The sequence below is a fragment of the Paenibacillus sp. YAE3 genome, from assembly GCF_057546105.1.
The window spans coordinates 229684-251603 of sequence record NZ_BAAIYF010000005.1 but is presented as its reverse complement, the minus strand read 5'-3'; the positions used below and the strand labels follow the sequence as shown (position 1 = coordinate 251603).

Here is a 21920-nt window from a genome sequence, read left to right as displayed (position 1 = left end):
AAGTCAATGATTGTCTCTTTGAATTGCTCCTGAATTTCCCTACAGTAAAGTCATTGAAAGTGCTTTCAAAACGCTTGGCGACGAATGGCGCGAAGGGAGGGGATGGGCTGAGCGTCACCCGAAACAGAAGAAGTTTGTAAGATTGCAGCATTTCTGTACTCAAACAAAAATAAAGGAGCTGGACATGATGAATTCGAAAAAAAATTGGGGTTCCGCGCTGATCGCCGCCGCATTGCTGACAGTCCCGCTTTCCGCCGCGCAGGCAGAGCCGGCTGTTCCGTCCGCAACCATCGCGCAGGCGGGAGACGCAGGCCAAGCGGAAGGCAATGACGCAGTGAATCCGCCATCCATGCCGAACCAGCCGGCGGATGCCGGGCAGCCGGGAGCGAATCCGGCAACGGTCGCCGATCCGCAGGCCACCGACCCGGCGGCTCCGGCCTCGGAGGATCAAACGAAGCTCCGCAATCTCGCTGCGGGTCTTACATATGAATGGTCCGAGGCGCCGGATATTTCCCGTCCTGATAGCGGGAACAAGCTGACGGACGGCAAATACGGCAAGCTGGATATGAACGATCCGGCATGGGTCGGACATGTGCGCGGGAAAACGCGAGAGGTTGTGTTCGATTTGGGCGAAGAAAAGTCGATCGGCAAGATCAAAGCCCGCTTTTTACAGGATTATCCGACAAACTCGATCCTCGTGCCGTTGACCGTATCGATGTACGTATCCGACGATAAGGAGAATTGGGGGCTGCTCTCCCATAACGCGACCCAGCTGCTTTGGGGAGAAGGCCCGCCCAGACAGGAGACCTATGAATGGGACGGCAGCCGGGACGGGATCAAAGGCGGGAATACCGACGGCAAGCTGGCCTATGCCCGTTACGTAAAGGTTACCTTTACGATGCATCCTACGCATTGGGAATACATTGACGAAATCGAAATTTTGGGAACGGACGGCCAGGTCGACGGGGCGGTAAAGGTTCCTGCCGAGCAGCCTCGTTTTTTGGAGCCGGGGGAAGCGACGGCAGGGATCCGGAACCTGAATTTGCTGTATAACGGACAGTATGACGGCGGTTTAGGCAATTGGAACAAGGAACGGATTATCCCGAACATCAGTTACGTGAATACGGACGGCGAACCTGTCGACTGGCTTTTTGACGGAGTTTTGTATCTGGGGCTCGCTTCGCCTGCCGGCCGCGATTTCGGCTTGGGGCAAACGACCCTCGAGGACTGGAAATGGTATTTGGATAAGACGTTTGCGTCTGCGGGGGATATGCAGCAGTTGAATGAAGCTACCAAGGAAGTCGGAGGCAAGCTGAACCAGCCGGACCACAAAATGAAAGTCGTCCTGATGATTCCGAATCCCGGCGAATACTTGAGCCGTTTCGGCGACATTGACGGCGACGGCGTATCGGAAAGCTTCAACGCCTCCGACGTCGGCGAAGCGAAAGCGTTTGCAAACCGGGAGAAAGCGGTGCAGTGGTGGCTGGATCAAGTCCGGCAACGATGGCAGGCGGCGAATTATTCCCATCTGGAGCTTGTCGGCATGTACTGGCTTGAAGAGCAAATCAGCACAAGCGCTACGGGGCCGGAATTGGTGAAAGCGGTGAGCGGCAAGGTTCATGGCATGAACCTGAAATTTTTCTGGATTCCGCACTCCCTGGCATACAAAAGCTTCATGTGGAAAGACGTAGGATTTGATGCCGCGGCGCTTCAGCCCAACTATTTCTTCGGCGGGATGGACATCGACCGTTTGGAGGATGCAGCGAATATGGCCAAACAGTATGGAATGTCGAACGAGGTCGAATTTGATGACCGGATGCTTACGGACGGCGTCTTCCGCGAACGTTTTATCGATTATTTGAACAGCGGCGCCGAAACCGGCTTGATGCAGAATGGTTTTAGGGCTTATTACCAAGGCAATAATGCCGTTTACAACTTGGCGGTGAGCAAGGATTCAAGCTTGCGTTTGATGTATGATTGGCTGTACCGATACGTGAACGGAACGTACGTCATCAACAACAGCCCGCCGCCGGAGGCAAACGTATTCGTCAACGGGCAGACGTTAAACGGGGAGACGGTCGTACCGGATACGGAAACGATCCAATTGACCTGGGAAGTCAAGGACGATGACGGCAGCGGTTTGGCGAAAGTAACGGCCCTGTTCGACGGCAAGCCATACGCTTCGGGAACGCCGATCGACCTGACGGGCAAACCGGGCAAACATCGGCTGGACGTTACCGTAGCCGCGGCCAAATCCAAGACGACGACTTACATCATCAACGCGGCGGCGGATGCCGATACGATGAAAACGCATGTGAACCGGTTCGCGGAGCAGAAACAGTTTACGACCGAAGAAGGTCCGCGGTCGCTGCTCAATTACGCGGATCTGATGAAGCGGTATGAAGGGACGGATACGGCCCGGTTCGAAACATACGTCAGAGGCTTCAACGCACGGCTGGATCAATTGGCTGCGGAACGCGCCGTTTCCGATACGGCGTACACCGCGCTGAAGGAAGAGGTGTACAACCTTGTCGGGAATTTGGCCGCCGGCAAACCGGCAACGGCTTCTTCCGTCGAAGGCTCAAGTGCGAAGCTTGCCCCGGAAAATGCGGTGGACGGATTCCCATCTACACGTTGGGCCAGCAATTACGTCAATGACAGCTGGCTTCAGCTCGACCTTGGAGAAGCCAAAGAGTTCGATACCGTGCGAATCGACTGGGAATTCGCCCGCGCCAAAACCTACAAGATCTTAGTCAGTGACGACAAACAGAACTGGACCAACGCAGTCAAGGAGAACGGCGGCGTCATCACGGCGCATGACGGCAAGGAGACCGTCCGCTTCGATCCCGTCAAAGCAAGATACGTCAAGTTCCAAGGCGTTGAAAGGAATACGGATTACGGGTACTCCTTCTACGAGTTCGGCTTATACAACCTTGCGGGAGGCAGCGAGGCCCCTCCAATCGACGGCGCCAGAGCCGTGGTGGATCCGGCCGCAAAGAAATTGACGATCGACGGCCTCGTCATGAATGGCAGCCGGTCCAAAATCCAATTGAAAGTGGTCGACTCTAAAGGGAAGGTTCGCTATGAGGGAGAGACCACCAGCACGGCATCGGGAAATTTTGAGTTTGCGATCAAACTTACCGGCAATTTGAAGGGAACGTGCGATGCTTATCTTTTGATGGAAGGGATGCAGGAACCCGTGAAGATGACATTCGAGTATAACAAAAAGGATTAAGCGTACATTTCCCGGGCGAGCGCAGGATTCGATCAGAGGCGGCCTGGTTCCGATCATTTCGACTCCGGTTGCCGGCGCTCCCGCGACAATATCCGTCGCTGCACGACAAAAGACGAAAATCGCTCATCGCTTAAAACCATGGACGCATGCGGTTATTTCCGCGGGCGCTCCATGGTTTTTTGCGTTGCCGACAGGTGAACGGACAATTTTTTTGGATCATTCGTTAAAAATATATTGAATATAAAATCCTAAAAATATAGAATAGTGTTAATTCAAGTCAGGTGGAAATCCAGATCAGAGGAGAGCTGCTGCATGCATATCTTTGATGCGTCATTTAAACGGAATACCTACGAGGTGGAGCTGGCCGCTTCGCTGCTCTTTGAGTATGCGCTGGGCATCGCGGCGATCACATACCCCAAGCTTCATGGGACGATGGAGAAACCTGCGGCGTTTTGGCGGCAGCTGCGGGCAGAGGCATCGGCCGAACTTCGGCGGGAGCTTGATTTTTGCCAAAAACATCAAACCTGGAAAATGCTGCTTCAGCTGCTTCATGCGGTTGCGTTCGATTCGGCCGAGCGCTTTGACGGCGAAGTACGGTCCCTGAAGGATGAAGATTTTAACTTTATCGTGCTTCCCTATTTGGAGCCCGAATGGAACGAGGTTCGGCGGCAAGCGGCCCGCGGAAGCGAGGAAGCTGCAAAAGCGTTGATCGGGGCATGCAAGGACCATGCGTTTTTTCCGGACATGATTCATGCGGTCGGCAGGTACGGAGCGGGCGGACTAAAGCGCCATCTCACGAACTTGCTCCGGTTGTGGGAGAAAGAAATCGGAGGCAGGGACGCCGCTGAAAGCAAGGCGATATTGGAACGGGACTTGGCCGAGAAAAAAGCATGGCTCGCAAGCTGTTCGCCGGAAGAAGTCGTGCTCCGGGCCGCCGGGGTCGAATACAAGCCGGAAGCGGGCGTCACGAAGGTGCTGCTGATTCCGCACGTCATCTATCGGCCATGGACGATCGAAGCAAACATGGAAGGTACGCAAATTTATTATTACCCCGTCAGCGAATCGAGCATGGCGGACCAGGCCGATCCTTACGAGCCTCCGGGCCGGCTGGTCCAGTTATATAAGGCGCTGGGAGACGAAAAGCGGCTGCGGGCTTTGAAGCTGATTTCGGAGCAGGACCGGTCCCTTAAGGAGCTTACCGACCTGCTGGGAATCGGCAAAACCAACGCCCATCATCATTTGGCGATACTTCGCAGCGCGGGATTAGTTCGCGTTCACGGAGGCAGCTATGCTTGGAACCGGGACTCGCTGAACCATCATGCAGGCGAGCTGCTCGATTTTTTGGGATTGAAGGAGTGAAATTTCCAATTGAAGGGGAAATGATCCGGTGGGCGACACATGGAACCGCAGCCTCGTCTGGCTGTTCGTGGATCAGATGCGCTCGGCTTTTGCGACAACGGCGGGGACGTTTGTTTTATCCTGGATGCTGTACGAATGGACCGGCTCGAAAGCGGCGATGGGCGGGTTATGGCTGCTCAGCTTGTCCGGCCAATGGCTGGTGCAGTGGCTTGCAGGCCCTTTGATCGACCGGTGGAGGCGCGTGACCGTCATGAGGATATCCGAAACGATCCGCGGAGCCGCTTACATATGGGTGTGGGTGATGTGGACGGCGGGCCAAAAGGAAGCGTGGATCATCATGGCCGGATCGTTCATCGGCTCCCTGCAGGTTTACGACGCCGCCGCGGGAGCGATCGTGCCGAAGCTGGCCAAGGCGGACAAGCTGGTTCGCGTCAATGCGGCCGCGTCCGGCTTGGGACAGCTGGCAAGAATTGCGGCACTGCCGGCAGCCGGGTTCTTGACGGGCGTCGTTTCAACTGAAACGTTGCTGCCGCTGCTTGCGTTTTTGTTTTTGGCGTCATGGGTTTCCACGGTACGGATCGGGGAGGAAGCTCATTCAGCCGAAGAGCGCCATTCCTGGAAAAACAGCTTCGTGCAGGGAATCCGGGTATACCGGTCGAATACCGTGCTGTATTCCCTTGCGTTCCTCGTTTCGGTGACGAGCTTTGGCGTATTTGCGACGCAAGCGATGTATTTGCCGTACGTGACGGAAATGCTGCGCGGCGGACCGCTGGAATACGGGTGGTTCTCCGCCGCATTCCCTCTTGGATACGTATGCGGAACCGTTCTGGTTGGCCGGCTGCGCGAGCCAGGAGCCTATATGTTTGCCGTGATGAGCGCTGCATTATTTGCCGGTGGTATGACCTATATCCTGCTTGGCATGACGACGAATATCGCAGCGGCGATCTGCATCGAAACGGCGGCCGGTGCAGCCATGCCCTTTTGGAACGTGTACAGCAGCACCCTTTATTACCGAACGGTCCCTTCGTCGCTTTTAGGACAGGTCCTCTCCATGAGGTCGCTGCTTCAGCGGGCGGCCACGCCCGTTGGCGTGATGTACGGAGCTTACTGCGCGTCCGCCTTCGGCTTGCCGGCGCTTTTCCTCTCCGTAGGCCTGCTGATCTGTGCCGTTTCCGGGGCCGCAGCGCTCTTTCATTGGAGATCCGCGTCGCAAAAAAGAAGGGCGTCCGCCGCCCAAGAATAAACTTTCCCTTTTTTCACAAGATATCCATAAGACAGGAATAATGATGAAAAGAGGTCTGAACGATGGATACCACCAACAATGAGCACATTCATGGCGGCGAAGATTACCATTACATACCCGCATTTTCGGTTGCCAGCGGCAAAGGCGTTGAAATCAGGGACGACGTATATGCTTATACGAGCCAAATCGTAAATCTAGTGGCGGTCGGCACGCCGGGGAAGGACTCGTTCGTCTTGATCGATGCGGGAATGCCGGAATCGGCGGGCGACATTTTGGAAATGACCCGGCAGCGCTTTGGCCCGCATTCCCGGCCGGAGGCGATCCTGCTGACCCATGCGCATTTTGACCATGTCGGCGGCCTCGTGGATTTGGTCCGGGAATGGCAGGTTCCGGTCTATGCCCATTCGGAGGAGCTGCCTTTCCTTACGGGAGAACGAAGTTACCCCGAACCGGATTGGTCGGTGGAAGGCGGGCTGCTGGCGAAAATGTCTTTCGCTTTTCCGAACGAGCCGCTGAACCTGGGCTCCTGGGTTCGCCCTCTTCCGGACGACGGCACGGTTCCCGGGCTGAACGAATTCCGCTGGCTGCATACGCCGGGGCATGCCCCGGGACATGTGTCGTTTTTTCGTGAACGGGACCGGCTCTTGATCGCGGGCGACGCGTTCGTAACGGTACGTCAGGATCGGCTGTATAGCGTATTAACGCAGAAGATGGAGATCAGCGGGCCGCCGCGTTATTTTACGACCGATTGGGCTGCGGCCAAAACATCGGTACAAACCTTGCAAGCCCTGAAGCCAAACTGCGCGGTCACGGGGCATGGCAGGGCGGTTTCCGGAGACGAGCTGGCGGACGGGCTCCAAGCGCTTGTTGCCCATTTCGACGAGGTCGCCGTGCCCGACTACGGGAAATACGTTCCCGAGAAAGACGGCATGAAGCATTAAATTAGAGCATCGACATCGGAGCCTAAGGGAACGGCAGCGGCAGATCATCCCGAAAGGCTCTTTTTTTTGCGAAAACAAGGGAGGTTCAATTCATAAATATTGTAGAACTGGCGAAAATCTGGTGGTAATATCGATTCATAACCATAGAAACATGAAAGATAGCAAAGGAGCACTTCATGAACAATCCGATACATATTCTGGTTGCCGAGGACGATAATGATATCAGTCGACTTCTTTGCAGCATGATTAAGAAAAGCGGTTATATCCCGCAGCCGGCTTACTCCGGAACAGAGGCGCTTCTCTACCTGGAGCAGCGCCGCTGGAGCATGCTGCTTCTCGATTTGATGCTGCCAGGAATGACTGGAGAAGAACTGCTTGAACGTATCGACAGACGTGATGATATGCCGGTTCTTATCATATCGGCCAAAGACGAGCCAAAGACCAAAGTGTCTGTCCTGCGCGGGGGAGCGGATGACTTCATTACGAAACCGTTCGACGTTGAGGAAGTATCTGCTCGAATCGATTCCCATCTGCGTACGTATGCACGAATCGCACAGCCGGTTTTGCCTAGTGTGCTGCAACATAAAGGGCTTGTACTTGATCGGGACGCCATGTCGGTTACAGCAGATGGGGCTGAGTTGAATCTCACAGCGCGGGAATTTGAGATTCTTTCGTTGCTCATGTCGGCACCGAAGAAGGTTTTCACGAAATCCAATTTGTATGAAAGAGTTTGGCAGGAACCATTCTATGGCGACGACAACATCATTAATGTTCATATGAGCAATTTACGCAGCAAGCTGTTAAAGGCCGCTCCGCAAAGCGATTTTATCGAGACGGTATGGGGCATGGGATATCGCTTAAAACCTTAAGATATTTTTAAGTTTTGGCTTTAGATCTACTTATGTTTTGATTTCTATACTTGGTCTATCACAAAAAGGAGGCCAAGAAGATGCAGGAGTATGTATTAAAAACAAACCAGCTATCCAAAAAGTTCAAAGGTCATACAGCGTTGGACAAAGTTAATTTGTCCATTCGGAGAGGTGCGATTTACGGCTTCATTGGGCAAAACGGAGCAGGAAAATCAACGTTGATCCGCCTTGTAACGGGACTGGCCTTTCCGACCGAGGGATCGATCGAGCTGTTCGGCGCCAGCGAAGGTAAGGCTTTAACCGAGGCTCGCAAACGGATCGGCTCGATTATTGAGAGCCCTGCGTTGTTTCCTCATATGACCGCCAGCGAGAACCTGGAGGCGAACCGGATTCTGCGCGGCATTCCCGGCAAAGATTGCGTTCCCCAAATCCTCAAGCAGGTGGGGCTGGACGGAACCGGGAAGAAAAAAGCGAAAAATTTTTCGCTCGGCATGAAGCAGCGGCTGGGTCTGGCGATCGCCTTGCTGGGCGATCCGGAATTCCTCATTTTGGATGAGCCGACCAATGGATTGGATCCGATGGGCGTTATTGAAATGCGGGAGCTGCTCAAGAAATTAAATCGGGAGCTCGGCATGACGATCCTCATCTCAAGCCATATTCTAAGCGAGTTGCATTTGATGGCAAGCCATTACGGCATCATTCACAGCGGCCGGCTGCTGGAGCAGCTTACCGCCGAAGAGTTGGACGGAAAATGCCGGCAGTATGTGTATATAAAAGTAAATGATCCCGGCATGGCGGCAGCCGTTATTCAGAACGAGCTGGGCACAACCGATTTCGAAGTGATGCAGGATGGAGCCATCAAATTATACAACCGTATAGAGCAGCCAAGTAAAATTTCTTCTGCGCTTTTCTCTGCGGGCCTGGAAATTGAGAAGTTTATGCCAATGGGGGAAGACTTGGAAAGTTATTTTACAAAGCGGATTGGAGGTCATCCGCATGTATAATCTGATCCGAGCCGAGTTTTTCAAGCTTCGCAAGAACAGATCGTTCTGGACGCTGCTGGTTGCACTTGCAGTTGTCTCGCTTGCTTACCCCTTGTTATATTATTTTGATCATCGCTCCAACGGAGAGCCGCAATTCACGGGAGCCCAGTTTCTGAGCACTTTTATTGCAAGCAATGCTTACGCTATTAAATTCAGTGTTGCTGTGTTGGCCGGATTTTTCATTTGCAATGAGTACGCGGCGGGTATCATGAAGACGATCGCTTCGTCGGGCAACACAAGAGGGCGGCTGTATGCGGCCAAACTCATCGGATTCGCTGTGGGTGCCATGGTGGTTTCTCTTGTATTTCCAATCGTCAGTACAGTGGAAGTTACGTTGTTGTCGGGTTTTGGTCATTTGCCGGCGGATAGCAGTGAGTTTTTTATACCTAGGGTGCTTGGTTTGACGCTGCTGTATACAGCGGCCTACGCGGCCATTGGGGCGATGTTTGCCGTCTTCCTAACGGACAGCGGCAAAACGATCGGGGTTTCCATCATTTTCTTTCTGATGATCGATATCGTTTTGGCCGGCATAGGTTCGAAAGTCGAATTTTTTCGCAAGTTGTACGATTATTCGATATTCAAGCTGGTTGGGGATATCAGCAAACCGAGCATCGATAGCGGAGATTGGCCCGCGCTCCTGCTTGTGCCGTTATTGACCATTGTCTTATGTGCGATGCTGGGCATTTTCGTATTCCGGCGAAAAGATATTAAGTAATGATGGGAGTGAGGAGAGTGCTGCTTGTCCTGACGATCTTATCCATGGCGGCAGCAGCTTTTCTGCTTGTCCATCTACTGATGCTGAGGAGAGAATTGGGGCGGATGACGGAGCAATTGCGAAGCTACAACGAAGGAGTAACCGGCAAAAAAATCGACGTCGCCCTATTCGACCCGAAGCTCGAAGCGCTTGCCGGGCAAATCAATCGTCAGTCTCATTTCATCGTTGAAGCGGAAGCCCATCGAAGACGAATCGAAAACGAATTTCGGCAGGCGGCCGCGAACATTTCCCATGATATCCGTACTCCGTTAACCTCTATCTTTGGTTATATCCAGTTGTTGGAGGCGGAGAACATAACGCCTGAAGAGAAACTCGAATACATCGCGGTCGTGAAAAATCGAACCAAACGCCTGCAGTCGTTATTAAACGATTTTTTTGAGCTGTCCGTGATCGAATCGCCGGATTACCCGCTGACAACCGAAAAGCTTGGGTTGACCGCCCTGATCTCCGACATTGTGGTCGAATTTTACGATGCGTTTAACGAACGGGGCATCACGCCTGACATACGGCTGACGGAGGGAAATGCGTCCGTATACGCCGACGAATCGGCCGTGCGGAGAGTCGTTGAGAACTTGCTTGCCAACACGGCCAAGTATGCTTCCGGTCAGGTGGACATCCGGTTGGAACAGCAGCAGGAGACCGTAGATTTGACCATTATTAACGATGCGAAGGAACTGGCCGGAAGCGACGTTAACCTTTTGTTTGATCGGTTCTATACGGCAGACCGTGCCCGATCCGCCCAAACATCCGGGCTTGGCCTTCCGATCGCCAAAAGCCTGATGAACAACATGGGCGGCACGCTGACGGCCGAACTGGACGGTGACAAGTTAATGCTCGTCTGCCGCTGGAAAAAAGTAAAAGGGCAGTGAAGCCGGCGACGGCTGTAGGGCGAGTCGCTGGCAGCAATGAGGCAGCCAGGGGGTTCGATCCATGACAGCGGCGGAGCAGAACATGAAGAAGAATAGCGATCCACCTGGATCGCTTGGAAAAGCTGGGGCAATCTAATCACTTTCCAAATTTTGTGACTCCCAGGAATAACAAGAAACCCTATTCCTCTTTAAAAGGCAGGGTTTCTCACAGTCCGAAGGGTATAAATCCTATTTCAATTCCTTTATGGTGGAGGTTCAACAGCTTCCTATCAAATTAAGGCAGGACACCCCAATGCTAAGATGATTTACCCGTTCGTACAAGTTGCCAACAAGCGTTTTAAGTTATCATCAATAAACTGATTGTCGCTAGGGTTGATTCCGCGACCGGCAAAATGGCCCCAGACCGACTCGATCGGTTTAAATTCAGCATTAGGTATACGATTTGCCTCGTATTCATTATCGTCCGCCGGGCAGAAGAGATCCGTGCTTCCCGGCATGACGCAGGCGAGTGCTTTAATGCTTCCCAGCGCCTTATCGAAATCTCCGTTATAAGTGGGGTTCGCACTAATATCTGCATGTTGGCCCGTCCATAACATGGCTAGCACATTGTGCGGATCCATCTGCATAAAGCTGTCCTCCCAGACGCCGACCATAAAATCCGCCAAGGAGTCAAATCCCATCACACGATAAAGCTCCTCTCTGTAAAATGCTGACGATACGCCCCATCCCGCATAAACACGGCCAACGGCACGCATGTCTGCAGAGGTCAACCGGTTGAGCTTGCTTGAATCGAAGCCGACTGCAGCCATGAGCGGAGCTTTCATTCCTTCCAGGACCACATACGTTTGGGGCCAGGTCTTGGCAACGCCGGCGAAAGGCGCAATTCGTTCCACCATGTCGGGATAACTGGCTCCCCATTGGAAGGCTTGAATGCCTCCCATGGACCATCCGACGACGAGAGCGATCTTTTGAATGCCGAATTTTTCGGTCACCAGCCGATGCTGGAATTGAACGTTGTCATAGATCGTTACCTGCGGAAAATTAGCCCGGTCGAATGGCGAAGGCATGTTGCTGGGAGACGAAGATAATCCGTTGCCCAGCAGATTTGGAACGATGATGAAATACTTTTGCGGATCCAGTGCCAGACCGTTTCCAATCAACCATTCATTCTGAACATGCGTATCGCCAAAAGCCGTTGGATAGACGATGACATTATCCTTTTTTTCATTCAATGTTCCATAAGTCTTATAAGCCAGAAAAGCGCCCAGCAATGTCACTCCCGATTGTAAGGTTACGTCACCCAAATCAAAAATTTCATAATCCATCGTACAGCCTCTCCCTTCAAAATGAACCACACCTTAAAGAATGTATTTCTTGTTGTTAGTATAGATCTGTGATACTCTCAATAAAAGTGAATGATTTTCATATTAGTATTCAATAAAATTGAAAGTTGAAGGGGGATCGTACGATGGAATTGCGCCAACTGGTTACGTTCCGTACGGTTGCATCAACTTTAAATTTCAGTCGGGCTGCGGAAGCGTTGAACTACGTCCCCTCCAACGTCACGATGCAAATCAAAGCATTGGAGGATGAGCTTGGTGTGCGTCTTTTTGACCGTTTAGGGAAGCAGCTTGTTCTCACGCATGCGGGGAAACGCTTTTTAACTCAGATTCAAAGCGTTCTGGAAAAATTGGACGAAGCCCGCAGCGTCGTTCACGACAACGAAGTGCTAAGCGGCACCCTGACGATCAGCGCGAATGAGGTGATTTGCGTCTACCGGCTTCCGGCTGTCTTTCAACGATTTCGTTCGCAGCATCCGGGAGTTCGCCTGATCTTCCGCTCCGTTCCCAATCTGGAGCTCAAGCAATCGCTTTTTGAGGGAACCGCGGACGTCGTCTTTATGCTGGATGAGCCTATTCGCTCGAACGGACTTGCAGTGGAGCCTTTACTGGAAGAAACTTTCCGCCTTTTTGCCGCTCCAGACCACCCGCTTGCCCAACGAACGGTGCTGCAGCTGGATGATTTTCACGGTGAAGTGTTCCTGACGAATGAAAAGGGTTGTCCCTATCGAACCATGTTTGACCGGTCATTTGAGAAAGAGGGCATGGATAGTATTACGTATTTGGAGTTTCAAAGTGCGGAAGCCATCAAACAATGCGCCATTTCGGGAATCGGCATTGCCTTTCTTCCTGAAATCGTAGTGAAAACCGAAGTTGAACGGGGCGAACTGGTTGCCCTTCCATGGCAAATTCCGGACCTTCACGTATTTACGCAGATGTCATGGCATAAAGACAAGTGGCTTTCGCCCATCATGTTATCGTTCATAGAAGCAGCGAGGGAAGTTCTTGCTTGAAAGGACGTTCCACTTGAAGCGATGCGGTCGGGGTTCGATCCGCGCATAGGCCTTATATCGTACAAAAACGTCACCACGTTCTGTGGTGGCGGTTTTTTGTAATGAATGCTTCATTGCTTCTTTTTGCAGTGTTTGTAAATCCTCATGTTGGCCAAAAAAGAACAAATTGACTCCGGATTGCAACGAAACCTTAACATCTTGTCTCCCGGACGACTTTATAATGGAGAAGGTATTTTTATCCAACGGGGCGTTAAGGAGGTTTATCATGAGAATAATGACGCGGCTTGCCCAAACGGGCTCCGCCTTGCTTATTTCAGCGATGTTGATGTCAGGCTGTATACGCGCCGGTTCCGGCATCATGGCCGCATCCGGCAACGAGGGAACGGTTTTGCCGGCAAAAGCGGCGGCAGCGGACAGCCATGCCATGTCTGAGACAAAAGCATCAAAAATAGGTTCAGATGGCACAGCCGTACTGCAAAAGGGAGATCCCGTTAAAATCAACAACCGTTCAAGCACGTTTGAGCTTCCGGTGGTCGATTTCGTCAACGGCGATACCGGTTTTGCCGTCAAGCAGGCCTATGCGGAATCGTTGTCTCTCATTTCCACCACCGACGGCGGCGTGCATTGGAAGGAGAAACCTTTGCCGGGCGAGCTTGTTTTGGGGCTTGATTTCTCGGATGGGCAAAACGGCTGGAGCCTTATTCAGGAAGAATGCAGCGCCAAGGGTACAACCGTGTGCAAAACCATCCGGCTGATCCGGACGACAAACGGAGGGGACACCTGGACGACATTATGGAAGGCCGCCTCGCAGGAAGACAACAGCCATGTGTTTACGAATATGCGCAGATTGTCCTTCGACAACCCGAAAAACGGGATGATGCTTGCCAACGGCCGTCTGTACGTGACCCGCGACGGCGGCGTTCGTTTCGATCAGGTTTCGTTCGGCGTCAACCATTTCATTCCGCTTTATATGAGCTTTCCAAGCGAGCGGACCGGTTACGTGGCGGGGACGCTGGGTACGGATACGGGAAAGCTTGCCGTTATGAAAACGACGGACGGCGCCCGAACCTGGCGGAAACAGCTCGAGCTTACGGGGAAAAATTCGCCGCTGTCGAGCTTGGGCATCGATTTTAAGGACGAACGCACCGGCTGGCTGCTGACCGACGAAGAAGGCATGCTGAGCGGAGAGCTGTACCGGACGACGGACGGAGGCAAACATTGGGCGAAAATGAGCACGCAGCGCACGGGACGCCCGACGCCAACCGATATTCGGCTAGCGGATGCCAGTACTGGAGTGATGTCCCTTCATCCGGGCGCCGGTCCGATCGAAGGGGGGATTTGGATCACTCATGACGGGGGCAAAAGCTTTGCGAGCGTGGCCCCGAATCGCGCCGTAGCCGTCAATCAGGTGCAAATGGTAAGCGCGAAGAATATATGGGCCGCCGCGGACGGCATCAATGAATCGGGCTTCCTGCTTCATTCCACGGACGGCGGGATGACATGGAAGCAAGTTTATCCGGCGGTGCGGCCGACCGGCGACGTCTCCATGGTCGACGCTTCCCATGGCTATGCCGTAGGCACGCTGCTGGACAACAACGCGGTGCTGCAAACCGTGGACGGCGGAACAAGCTGGAACGTGCAAGGCCGGATCGACGGGTACTTGCGGCTTGAAAAAGCAAGCTTCATCAATCGGATGGACGGGTACGTCATTGCCTACGGCGAGCATGAGCCCCATCGCACGCTGCTGAAAACGTCGGACGGCGGGAAGCATTGGGCAAAGGTATCAGTGGATTCCCTTCGCGGCCTGAGCGGCGTATCCGAACCTTCGTTCTTCCGTTTTTATGACCAAAAGCAGGGCCTTATTGCTTTCAAGGGCTCGGGAAACTCTATTTGGCGCACGTCGGACGGCGGAGCCAGCTGGCAACCATCGAGCGTCGGCGTCGGCAGCGGGTTGGGAACGCCGATGCATTTTTTCTCCATCGCGGAGGGGTGGGCCGTTCAGGAAGGGGATCGGCAACGCGGCCCCGCATTGTTGCGTTTGACGGGAGAACAGCCGGAGCAAAAAGTGCTTGCTCTGCCGGCGGGCTGGTATCCGGAAGCGATCGGCTTTTCCGATTCCCTTCACGGTGTGGCGGTTTTTGAGGATTTCCGCTCCGATGGAGATGCGGTGCATTTGTTAACGACGTCGGATGGCGGAAAGGTGTGGACGGACCGTCCTATTCCTGCGGCGTCCGGGATCAGCGGGGCGAAAAGCGTTTGGTTTGCGGACGTGAAACACGGTTGGCTTCGTTATGACGGAGGGATGGCGGAAACGAAGGACGGAGGACTAACCTGGAAAGTTTTGCCGTAATATCTTGGGAATGAACGCTACGGTTACCCGATTCAAGAAAAAGCGATAGGAGATGAAGGCATGGTTATGATTTTGATCGGCATCATCATGATTTTGCTGGGGCTGTATGACGCCAAAAAACCGGACTCCGGGCTCTTTCGTTTCTTGAGGCGTACGCCCAAAGCCGAAAGCAAGCCGCACGAGATCCGTTATCAAGGGGAAGCCGGGATATTCGGCGGCTCGTTATTTATCGTGGTCGGATTGATATCCGTACTGGTAAAACAATTTGGCTAAGTGGAAGGGGAAAATGTCGGGATAGCCGCTTTCGCACGGCCGTGATACAATGGATTGTTGTGATCACCGTTACGGGAAAGGAAACATCATGAAAAAAAACGCACCCATTCCAACCGCAATCCCTTTGGTTATCGGCATCATCGCCGTTTCGTTTTCTTCCATTTTCGTCAAATGGTCGTCGGCTCCCGCATCGATCCAGGGCATGTACCGGCTGCTGATGACCGCGCTGCTGATGCTCCCGTTTATCCGCCCCCATCTGGCGGAGCTGAAGTCATTGACCCGAAAAAAGCTCTTCATGCTGTTTGCTTCGGGTTTTTTTCTGGCGCTGCATTTTTTGCTGTGGATGGGTTCGCTCAAGCTGACGACGGTATCCAGCTCGACCATTATTTTGGCTTTGGAACCGGTTTTTATCGTCATCGGCGCTTTTTTTATCTATAAGGAACGGACGTCGCGGGTCGCCATGGCCGGCATGGGCGTGGCGATCGTGGGGGCGGTGCTGATCGGCTGGGGGGACATCGGCGTCTCTCGCGACAATCTGCTCGGCGATTTGCTGTCGATGTTCGGCACGCTTGCGGTGTCGGTGCATATGCTGATCGGCCAAAAAGTGGTGCAGCAAGTTTCCTCTTATGTATACAGCTTTGTCGTGTTTTTGTCGGCGACGGTCGTGTTTGCCGTGTACAACGCCGCGTGCGGCATCTCTTTTACGGACTATCCCGGACAGGACTGGGCGATGTTCGCGCTGCTGGCCGTCGTGCCGACCGTATTCGGCCATTTGCTGTTCAACTGGCTGCTTCAGTACGTTTCGGCGACGACCATATCCATGAGCATCCTGGGCGAGCCGGTCGGGTCCAGCCTGCTTGCGTTTCTGCTGCTCGGCGAACAAATGACCTGGTTCCAGGTCGTCGGCGGCATGCTGGCCATCTTCGGATTGATCGTGTTTTTGAACGCCGACCGGTTCAAATGGAAGGCGAAAGACAAACGGGCCGCCGAACCGTTAAAATCGGCATAGGGAAGCACCGGCCTTGAGCTTGTTTAACCTGCGCATAAAGCCTGCACGCGGGCACTTCTACTCGGACCATCGGGGAAGCTCGATGAAAAAAGTGAAGTGCCCGTTGTTATGTTTAAGGCCGATGCGACCGCCGTGCAGTTCGGCGATGTTTTTGGCGATGGACAGCCCGAGGCCGGCGCCGGGGGAGGCGCGATATTCGCTGCGGGACGGGTCTGCCTTGTAAAACCGTTCGAACAACAGTTTTTCCTGCTCTTTTGCGATCGGCTTGCCGACGTTTTCGACGGCGAAATAAATGTCGCCGAAGTTTTCCAAAAGCCGTACCGTGATATCGCCGGGCTTAAACGAAAACTTGAGCGCGTTCATTAACAGGTTGTCGATGGCGCGGACCATTTTTTCCGTATCGATGGACGCGTACATCGGCCCCGGGTCCCGGACCAAACGCACCGAAAGCGCATTTTCCTGAGCAATGGGTTCGAATTCGTTCATGATTTGCTCGAGCAATGCGGCCATGTCCATCTTGGTTAAGCTCAGGTTTGCCGCGCCGCTCGTTAACCGCGTGTATTCGAACAAATCGTCGATCAGCTGTTTCAGCTGCTGGGATTTGTTGTACGCATTGTCGATATAGCGTTTATGTTCCTCGAGATTCGTATAATCGTCATTTTTCAGCAGGTTCAAATAACCGATGATGCTGGTCAGCGGCGTCCGCAAATCATGGGAGACGCCCGTGATCAGCTCCATTTTGGACTGCTCGCTCCGCCGCTCCAGGTCCATTTTTTCCTGCAGCTGTTCCGCCATGAAATTGATACTTTTGGCGACCTCCCCCAGCTCGTCTTCGCTCGACGCGGGGAGCCGGTAGTCGAGATTTCCGCCCGCAATCGTCATGAGGCCGTCGGCCAACGTCCGCAAATACCGCACGATCGGCCGCGTCAGCATAAAAAAGAAAAACAAAAACGTCACGACCAAAAAAGCAAAATTCCCGACCGGCCCCAGATCCCCCCAATTGATCGTAAAATAAGCCAGGATCCATGAGAAGGCAATCATCAGGATAAAGCTCAGGACAGCGGCCCAAAACATGCGGACCCGGATGTTCTTTTTTCCGGTCAGAAAGGAGGCCAGGAACGAAAGAAACTCTTTACTCAACTTTATATCCCACTCCCCAGACCGTTTTAATATACCGGGGTTCCCGCGGATTGTCCTCGATTTTTTCGCGGATGTTCCGGATATGGACCATGATCGTGTTGTCGGATAAAAACTTGTCTTCTTTCCAGACGCCTCGGTAGATTTTTTCCACGTTGAAAACATGCCCGCGGTGGCTGGCCATCAGTTCCAGAATCGAAAATTCGATCGGGGTCAGCGAGACCTGCTTGCCGCGGACCGTCACGACATGGCGGCTTTTATCGATGATCAGGTCGTTGATTTCGATGATCGCACCGCCGGATTGGGACTGGTTGCCGCCGTCGCTTGCCAGCTTGATTCTGCGCAGCTGCGCCTTCACCCGGGCCACCAGCTCAAGCGGGTTAAACGGTTTGGAGACATAATCGTCGGCTCCCGTCGTCAGCCCCGTAATTTTATCGATGTCTTCGCCTTTGGCGGAAAGCATGATGATCGGAATATTCATCGTTTCGCGGATTTTGAGGCATGCCTTGATCCCGTCCATATGGGGCATCATCACGTCCAAAATAATCAAATCCACCGCCTCGTTTTTGAGCAGCTCCAAAGCCTTGAGGCCGTCTTCGGCTTCGAACACGCGAAGCCCTTCGTTGAGCAGAAAAATATGCACCACGTCGCGAATTTCCGGGTCGTCGTCGACGACCAGCACGGTATGGTTCAAAGCGAACGATCTCCTTTCGAATGGTTTGGTTTGAATAGATGACGAACGACCGCCGCAATGGCAACAGCGGCAACCGAGACGCCGGCCAGCAGCAAACCGTATCGGTAAACCAGCTCGCCGACTGCCTGCGCGTGATCTCCTACGAAACGTCCTGCGGCGAAAAATATCGCCGTCCATATCCCGCCCGTCGCAAAAGAGAACAGCGCGTATGTCCGGAACGGCATACGGTGCAGCCCGACGACGTACGGCATGACGTGGCGCACGACCGGGAAAAAATAGCTTATGCATAACGCGAAGCTGCCGTACTTGCGCACCAGCGCCTCTGAAAAGTCGGCGTATTTTTTTATGTTTTTCTTCCGGCCAAGCCGCTCGAGCACCGCATTCCCGAATAATCGGCCGAGCACATAACCTAAGGACAACCCGGAGACGACTCCCAGATAGGTGAGCATGAAGGCGGGGAGCATTTGAAGAAAACCGTTTGCGGTCAAAGCCCCTCCGGTCATGACGATCACTTCGTCCGGAACCGGCATGCCGACGATGCCAAGCCACAAGGCAAAAAACAGCGCGGCATAACCAAAATGCCCGATGAAGGAAAGCAGCGTATCAGCATTCATAGGCTGCGCGCTCCTTTTTTTCATCCTTGAATAGGTTCCTGCCGATCCCGTAATAAAGCAATTCGGACAACAGGATGCCACCCGCCGCGTCCGCCAAGACATGCTGTTTGACGAGCAGCGTAGAGGCGATGATCATCCAGGAGACGACGAATGCGGCTGTTTTTAAGCGCTTGCCCGGATTGCACTGGAAGGCCGCTTTCAGGACGATATGGCTGGTCAGGACGTGAATGCTCGGAAAGCAATTGTAAGGCGCGTCCGTCGCGTAAACGAAGCCGACAAGCGCATTCAGCACGCCGCCTTCGCCGATTTCCGGCCGCTGCAGCGTCGTTTGGAACAGATAAAAGCAGCCATAACAGACGGCAAGGCCGATGCAGGTCAACGTTAAGCTGCGGTAGTAGACCCGCCGGTCCTTCTTGAAAAACACGACAAACATCAAAAAGACGTAAGGGTACCAGATCAGGTACGGGATAATGAAGACGGGCATGAAAGGGATCCGTCGGTCCCATTCGGTGATCAATTGGGCCGTATCGGCCCCGCCATGATTGAGCAAGCCGTAAAACACGTTCAAGACGGGAATGGCAAGGAGCCATCCAAGCGGCAGATAGGCTGCAAGCTTCTTATTCATACGTATCATATCGCTTGCGGCAAACGTACACAAATGCCGGGGGAATATTCAACGGGACGTAATGGACATGCTCGATGTCGAACAACGCGCCGAGCTGCTTTTTCATTTGCTGCGAATATTGGAAGGCGATGAACAAACCTCCGGGTTTTAGCGAACCCATGATTTCGTCCATCAGCTGATCGCGAAGCCGTTGCGGAAAATTAAAAAACGGCAGGCCGCTCAAAATGCAATCCAGCCGATCGACACCCTCGGCCCGCAGCGCTTCCCGAAGCCGGCAGGCATCGGGGTAACACGAAAAACGGGGGAAATCCCTGGTTAATCCGCCGCGGAGCACCGCATCTTTTTCGAATAACATCACATTCGCCCGGTTGATGTTATAAGCGTCAATGTACTTGGTAATCGCGCCGGTTCCCGCGCCGAGCTCGGCTATATGCCGGGTTTGCCGCCAGTCGGCCGCCTCAAGCATTTTCCGGGCCAAAAAAGCCGAACTCGGCGTCACGCTGCCGATTTGTTTCGGCGCCTGCGAAAATTTGTACAGAAACAGCATTTTTTCTTGGATATGCTTCATCATCGGATTTCTCTCCCTTGCTTTTGCATATTCCCATGTTAAAAAAATTTTCTTGGGAACAAGCAAAGGAAAATCTGAAGAATTTCTGAAGCAAACCGAAAAAAAACGCCGCACCGGATTTCCCCGGCAACGGCGTTTTCGTTATGCAGTCGTTTCGTTTTCTCCCCATTGCTTTTCTTTCCACATGACGGTAATGGCAAGGCCGATGACAATGACGACGGCGGCGAACAGGTAAGGATAATTGACGTTGACGTCGAACAAGATGCCGCCCACCGCCGGACCGGCGATATTGCCGAGGCTCGTATACGTCGAGTTCATCCCCGCGACAAACCCTTGGTCTTTCCCGGCCGATTTGGACAAAAACGTCGTCAAGGCCGGGCGAAGCAGGTCAAACGCAAGGAAAATAAAGCTCGTTACCACCAGGACCGCCATAAAGCCGGAGATCACGGTGGATACGACCGCCAGCACCGCGCCGACGATCAGGCACCACTGAATGAGCCTTTTTTCGCCGAGAATGTCCACCATTTTACCGAACAAGAATATTTGGACGACGACCCCGAAGATGGAGCTGATCGTAATAATGGCCGCAATATCTTTGGGCGTGAACCCGAATTTATGGTCGGAAACCAAGCTGAACACCGTCTCGTAGGCCGACAGGCCGAACGCAAGCACAAATACGATGATAAACGCGATAAAGTAGAGCGGTTGAAGCGATTTTTTCAAATCGCCCAAAAAATTGGTTTGCTTTGCGTTCGCGGCGATTTCCGCGAGTTCTTCCTTGGTCAGCGGCTCCTTCAAAATAAAGATGGAAATTACGCATGCCAGGAAGGCGATGACCGCGGCAAAAAAGAAAGGAACGCGAATTCCGTATTCCGCGATGAAGCCGCCGATGCCGGGGCCGATAATAAAGCCGGTACTGATCGCGGCGGAGATATACCCCATGGCCTTTGGACGTTCCTCGACGCTGGTGATGTCGGCCACGTATGCGGTCGCGCTGGGCATGATAAAGGCGGCGCTGAAGCCTCCCAACACCCTTGCGAAATAAAGCACCCATACGTTCGTGCCCACCCCGAAGATCAGCTCGGACACGCCAAACAGGAACAGGCCGATGACGATGATTTTTTTCCGGCCGTAGCGGTCGACCCAGCGGCCCGCAAACGGCGACATCACCAGCTGGGACACCGCGAATACCGCGACGAGCGCCCCCATCGTTTTGCCCGATAAATGCATCATATCCATAAAGGACGGCATGACGGGGATGATCAGGCCGACCCCCAGAAACGCAATGAACACGTTGCTCAACAGAATGAGCAGCACCGCTTTTTGCTCTTTAATTGGTTTTTTCATGTCTCAACACTCTTTCCGTAAAAATCATGGATGCGATATGCCTCGCCAAAATACGGTCCAGCAGGCTTCCAATTTTTCTTCCAGCCGCTGTTCGTCATTGTCGTACACCAGGCTCAGCATGATGGAATCGACGATTCCGAGGAATGCAAGCGTCGGCGTTTTGGCCGACTCGCCGTATATGGCCTTCGTATCGATCCAATCCTTGAATTTTCGTTCGAGTACGCCCTGAATTTCGGTTTCGATGTCGACGACTTCCTGTCCGATCGCATCGGCCAGATGTGCCGGCGGGAAAAAGGACGTCCGCAGCCAAAACTTCAACTGCTCGTTTTTCTGGAACAAATCGATGACCAGCCGCAAAAATCCGTAAAGATCCCGCTCCGGATGATGCTTATCGAATCCGCTCATATATTCGAGCTTCGAAGCGCGCTCGGCCTCTTTCGCATCCCGCAGCACCTGCAGGAACAAATCGTCTTTTCCTTTAAAGTGTGCGTAAAGGGACTGTTTTTTCATACCGACTTCTTCGGCGATTTGGGAAAGGGAGGCCCCTTCATAGCCGTGTATCGTGAAAAATTTCAGGGCGGCATCCTTAATTTCATCGGCTTTCAATCACGTGCAC

20 protein-coding genes are annotated in these 21920 nt (G+C 53.2%); 12 read left to right on the top strand and 8 right to left on the bottom strand.

Features of this window, described 5'->3' with window-relative positions; genetic code table 11:
* Positions 1-187 precede the first annotated feature (187 nt).
* The 8 genes from AC27KL_RS12050 to AC27KL_RS12015 all read left to right on the top strand — a co-directional run bounded on the left by AC27KL_RS12050 (position 188) and on the right by AC27KL_RS12015 (position 10334).
* Positions 188-3235 (top strand): DUF4855 domain-containing protein, encoded by a 3048-nt coding sequence (locus AC27KL_RS12050; protein WP_487169824.1) that lies wholly within the window; start codon positions 188-190, stop codon positions 3233-3235.
* A 312-nt stretch (positions 3236-3547) separates the two neighbouring features.
* The gene (locus AC27KL_RS12045) at positions 3548-4594 is read left to right on the top strand and encodes an ArsR/SmtB family transcription factor (RefSeq protein WP_487169823.1); all 1047 of its coding nucleotides are present in this window, start codon (positions 3548-3550) and stop codon (positions 4592-4594) included.
* A gap of 28 nt (positions 4595-4622) precedes the next feature.
* On the top strand, positions 4623-5837 hold the full coding sequence (locus AC27KL_RS12040) for an MFS transporter (protein ID WP_487169822.1): 1215 nt from the start codon (positions 4623-4625) through the stop codon (positions 5835-5837).
* A gap of 62 nt (positions 5838-5899) precedes the next feature.
* A complete protein-coding gene (locus AC27KL_RS12035) occupies positions 5900-6778 on the top strand; it encodes an MBL fold metallo-hydrolase (RefSeq protein ID WP_487169821.1) in 879 nt (292 codons plus the stop codon).
* A 176-nt stretch (positions 6779-6954) separates the two neighbouring features.
* Positions 6955-7647: a response regulator transcription factor gene (locus tag AC27KL_RS12030; protein ID WP_487169820.1), complete on the top strand. Its 693-nt coding sequence runs from the start codon at positions 6955-6957 to the stop codon at positions 7645-7647.
* A gap of 80 nt (positions 7648-7727) precedes the next feature.
* The gene (locus AC27KL_RS12025) at positions 7728-8651 is read left to right on the top strand and encodes an ABC transporter ATP-binding protein (RefSeq protein ID WP_487169819.1); all 924 of its coding nucleotides are present in this window, start codon (positions 7728-7730) and stop codon (positions 8649-8651) included.
* Positions 8644-9405 (top strand): ABC transporter permease, encoded by a 762-nt coding sequence (locus tag AC27KL_RS12020; protein WP_487169818.1) that lies wholly within the window; start codon positions 8644-8646, stop codon positions 9403-9405. The genes AC27KL_RS12025 and AC27KL_RS12020 overlap by 8 nt, the downstream gene beginning before the upstream one ends.
* Positions 9406-9422: 17 nt before the next feature.
* Positions 9423-10334, top strand: a complete 912-nt coding sequence (locus AC27KL_RS12015) for a sensor histidine kinase (RefSeq protein ID WP_487169817.1) — start codon at positions 9423-9425, stop codon at positions 10332-10334.
* Between the two features lie 305 nt (positions 10335-10639).
* Here AC27KL_RS12015 and AC27KL_RS12010 read toward each other — a convergent pair whose 3' ends face one another.
* Positions 10640-11659 carry an alpha/beta fold hydrolase gene (locus AC27KL_RS12010; protein WP_487169816.1) on the bottom strand — a complete coding sequence of 340 codons (1020 nt, stop codon included), beginning with the start codon at positions 11657-11659 and terminating at the stop codon, positions 10640-10642.
* 143 nt (positions 11660-11802) lie between these two features.
* Between AC27KL_RS12010 and AC27KL_RS12005 the strand changes: the two genes are divergently transcribed.
* The 4 genes from AC27KL_RS12005 to AC27KL_RS11990 all read left to right on the top strand — a co-directional run bounded on the left by AC27KL_RS12005 (position 11803) and on the right by AC27KL_RS11990 (position 16319).
* Positions 11803-12687, top strand: coding sequence for a LysR family transcriptional regulator (locus tag AC27KL_RS12005; protein WP_487169815.1), 885 nt, complete (start codon positions 11803-11805; stop codon positions 12685-12687).
* A 265-nt stretch (positions 12688-12952) separates the two neighbouring features.
* Positions 12953-15037 carry a WD40/YVTN/BNR-like repeat-containing protein gene (locus AC27KL_RS12000; protein ID WP_487169814.1) on the top strand — a complete coding sequence of 695 codons (2085 nt, stop codon included), beginning with the start codon at positions 12953-12955 and terminating at the stop codon, positions 15035-15037.
* A 60-nt stretch (positions 15038-15097) separates the two neighbouring features.
* Positions 15098-15310 (top strand): hypothetical protein, encoded by a 213-nt coding sequence (locus AC27KL_RS11995; protein ID WP_487169813.1) that lies wholly within the window; start codon positions 15098-15100, stop codon positions 15308-15310.
* Between the two features lie 88 nt (positions 15311-15398).
* The gene (locus tag AC27KL_RS11990) at positions 15399-16319 is read left to right on the top strand and encodes a DMT family transporter (RefSeq protein WP_487169812.1); all 921 of its coding nucleotides are present in this window, start codon (positions 15399-15401) and stop codon (positions 16317-16319) included.
* A 57-nt stretch (positions 16320-16376) separates the two neighbouring features.
* Here the strand turns inward: AC27KL_RS11990 and AC27KL_RS11985 are convergent, their stop codons facing one another.
* The 7 genes from AC27KL_RS11985 to AC27KL_RS11955 form a co-directional block, all read right to left on the bottom strand.
* Entirely contained in the window at positions 16377-17459 is a 1083-nt protein-coding gene (locus AC27KL_RS11985) for a sensor histidine kinase (protein ID WP_487169811.1), read from the bottom strand.
* The gene (locus tag AC27KL_RS11980; RefSeq protein ID WP_487169810.1) at positions 17452-18150 is read right to left on the bottom strand and encodes a response regulator transcription factor; all 699 of its coding nucleotides are present in this window, start codon (positions 18148-18150) and stop codon (positions 17452-17454) included. The genes AC27KL_RS11985 and AC27KL_RS11980 overlap by 8 nt, the downstream gene beginning before the upstream one ends.
* Positions 18147-18764, bottom strand: a complete 618-nt coding sequence (locus AC27KL_RS11975; RefSeq protein WP_487169809.1) for a DedA family protein — start codon at positions 18762-18764, stop codon at positions 18147-18149. Before AC27KL_RS11975 ends, AC27KL_RS11980 begins: the two co-directional genes overlap by 4 nt.
* Positions 18754-19389 carry a phosphatase PAP2 family protein gene (locus tag AC27KL_RS11970; RefSeq protein WP_487169808.1) on the bottom strand — a complete coding sequence of 212 codons (636 nt, stop codon included), beginning with the start codon at positions 19387-19389 and terminating at the stop codon, positions 18754-18756. The genes AC27KL_RS11975 and AC27KL_RS11970 overlap by 11 nt, the downstream gene beginning before the upstream one ends.
* Positions 19382-19957, bottom strand: coding sequence for a class I SAM-dependent methyltransferase (locus AC27KL_RS11965; protein WP_487169939.1), 576 nt, complete (start codon positions 19955-19957; stop codon positions 19382-19384). Before AC27KL_RS11965 ends, AC27KL_RS11970 begins: the two co-directional genes overlap by 8 nt.
* Positions 19958-20098: 141 nt before the next feature.
* Positions 20099-21304 carry an MFS transporter gene (locus AC27KL_RS11960; RefSeq protein ID WP_487169807.1) on the bottom strand — a complete coding sequence of 402 codons (1206 nt, stop codon included), beginning with the start codon at positions 21302-21304 and terminating at the stop codon, positions 20099-20101.
* A 24-nt stretch (positions 21305-21328) separates the two neighbouring features.
* Positions 21329-21910 (bottom strand): TetR/AcrR family transcriptional regulator, encoded by a 582-nt coding sequence (locus AC27KL_RS11955; protein ID WP_487169806.1) that lies wholly within the window; start codon positions 21908-21910, stop codon positions 21329-21331.
* Positions 21911-21920 lie beyond the last annotated feature (10 nt).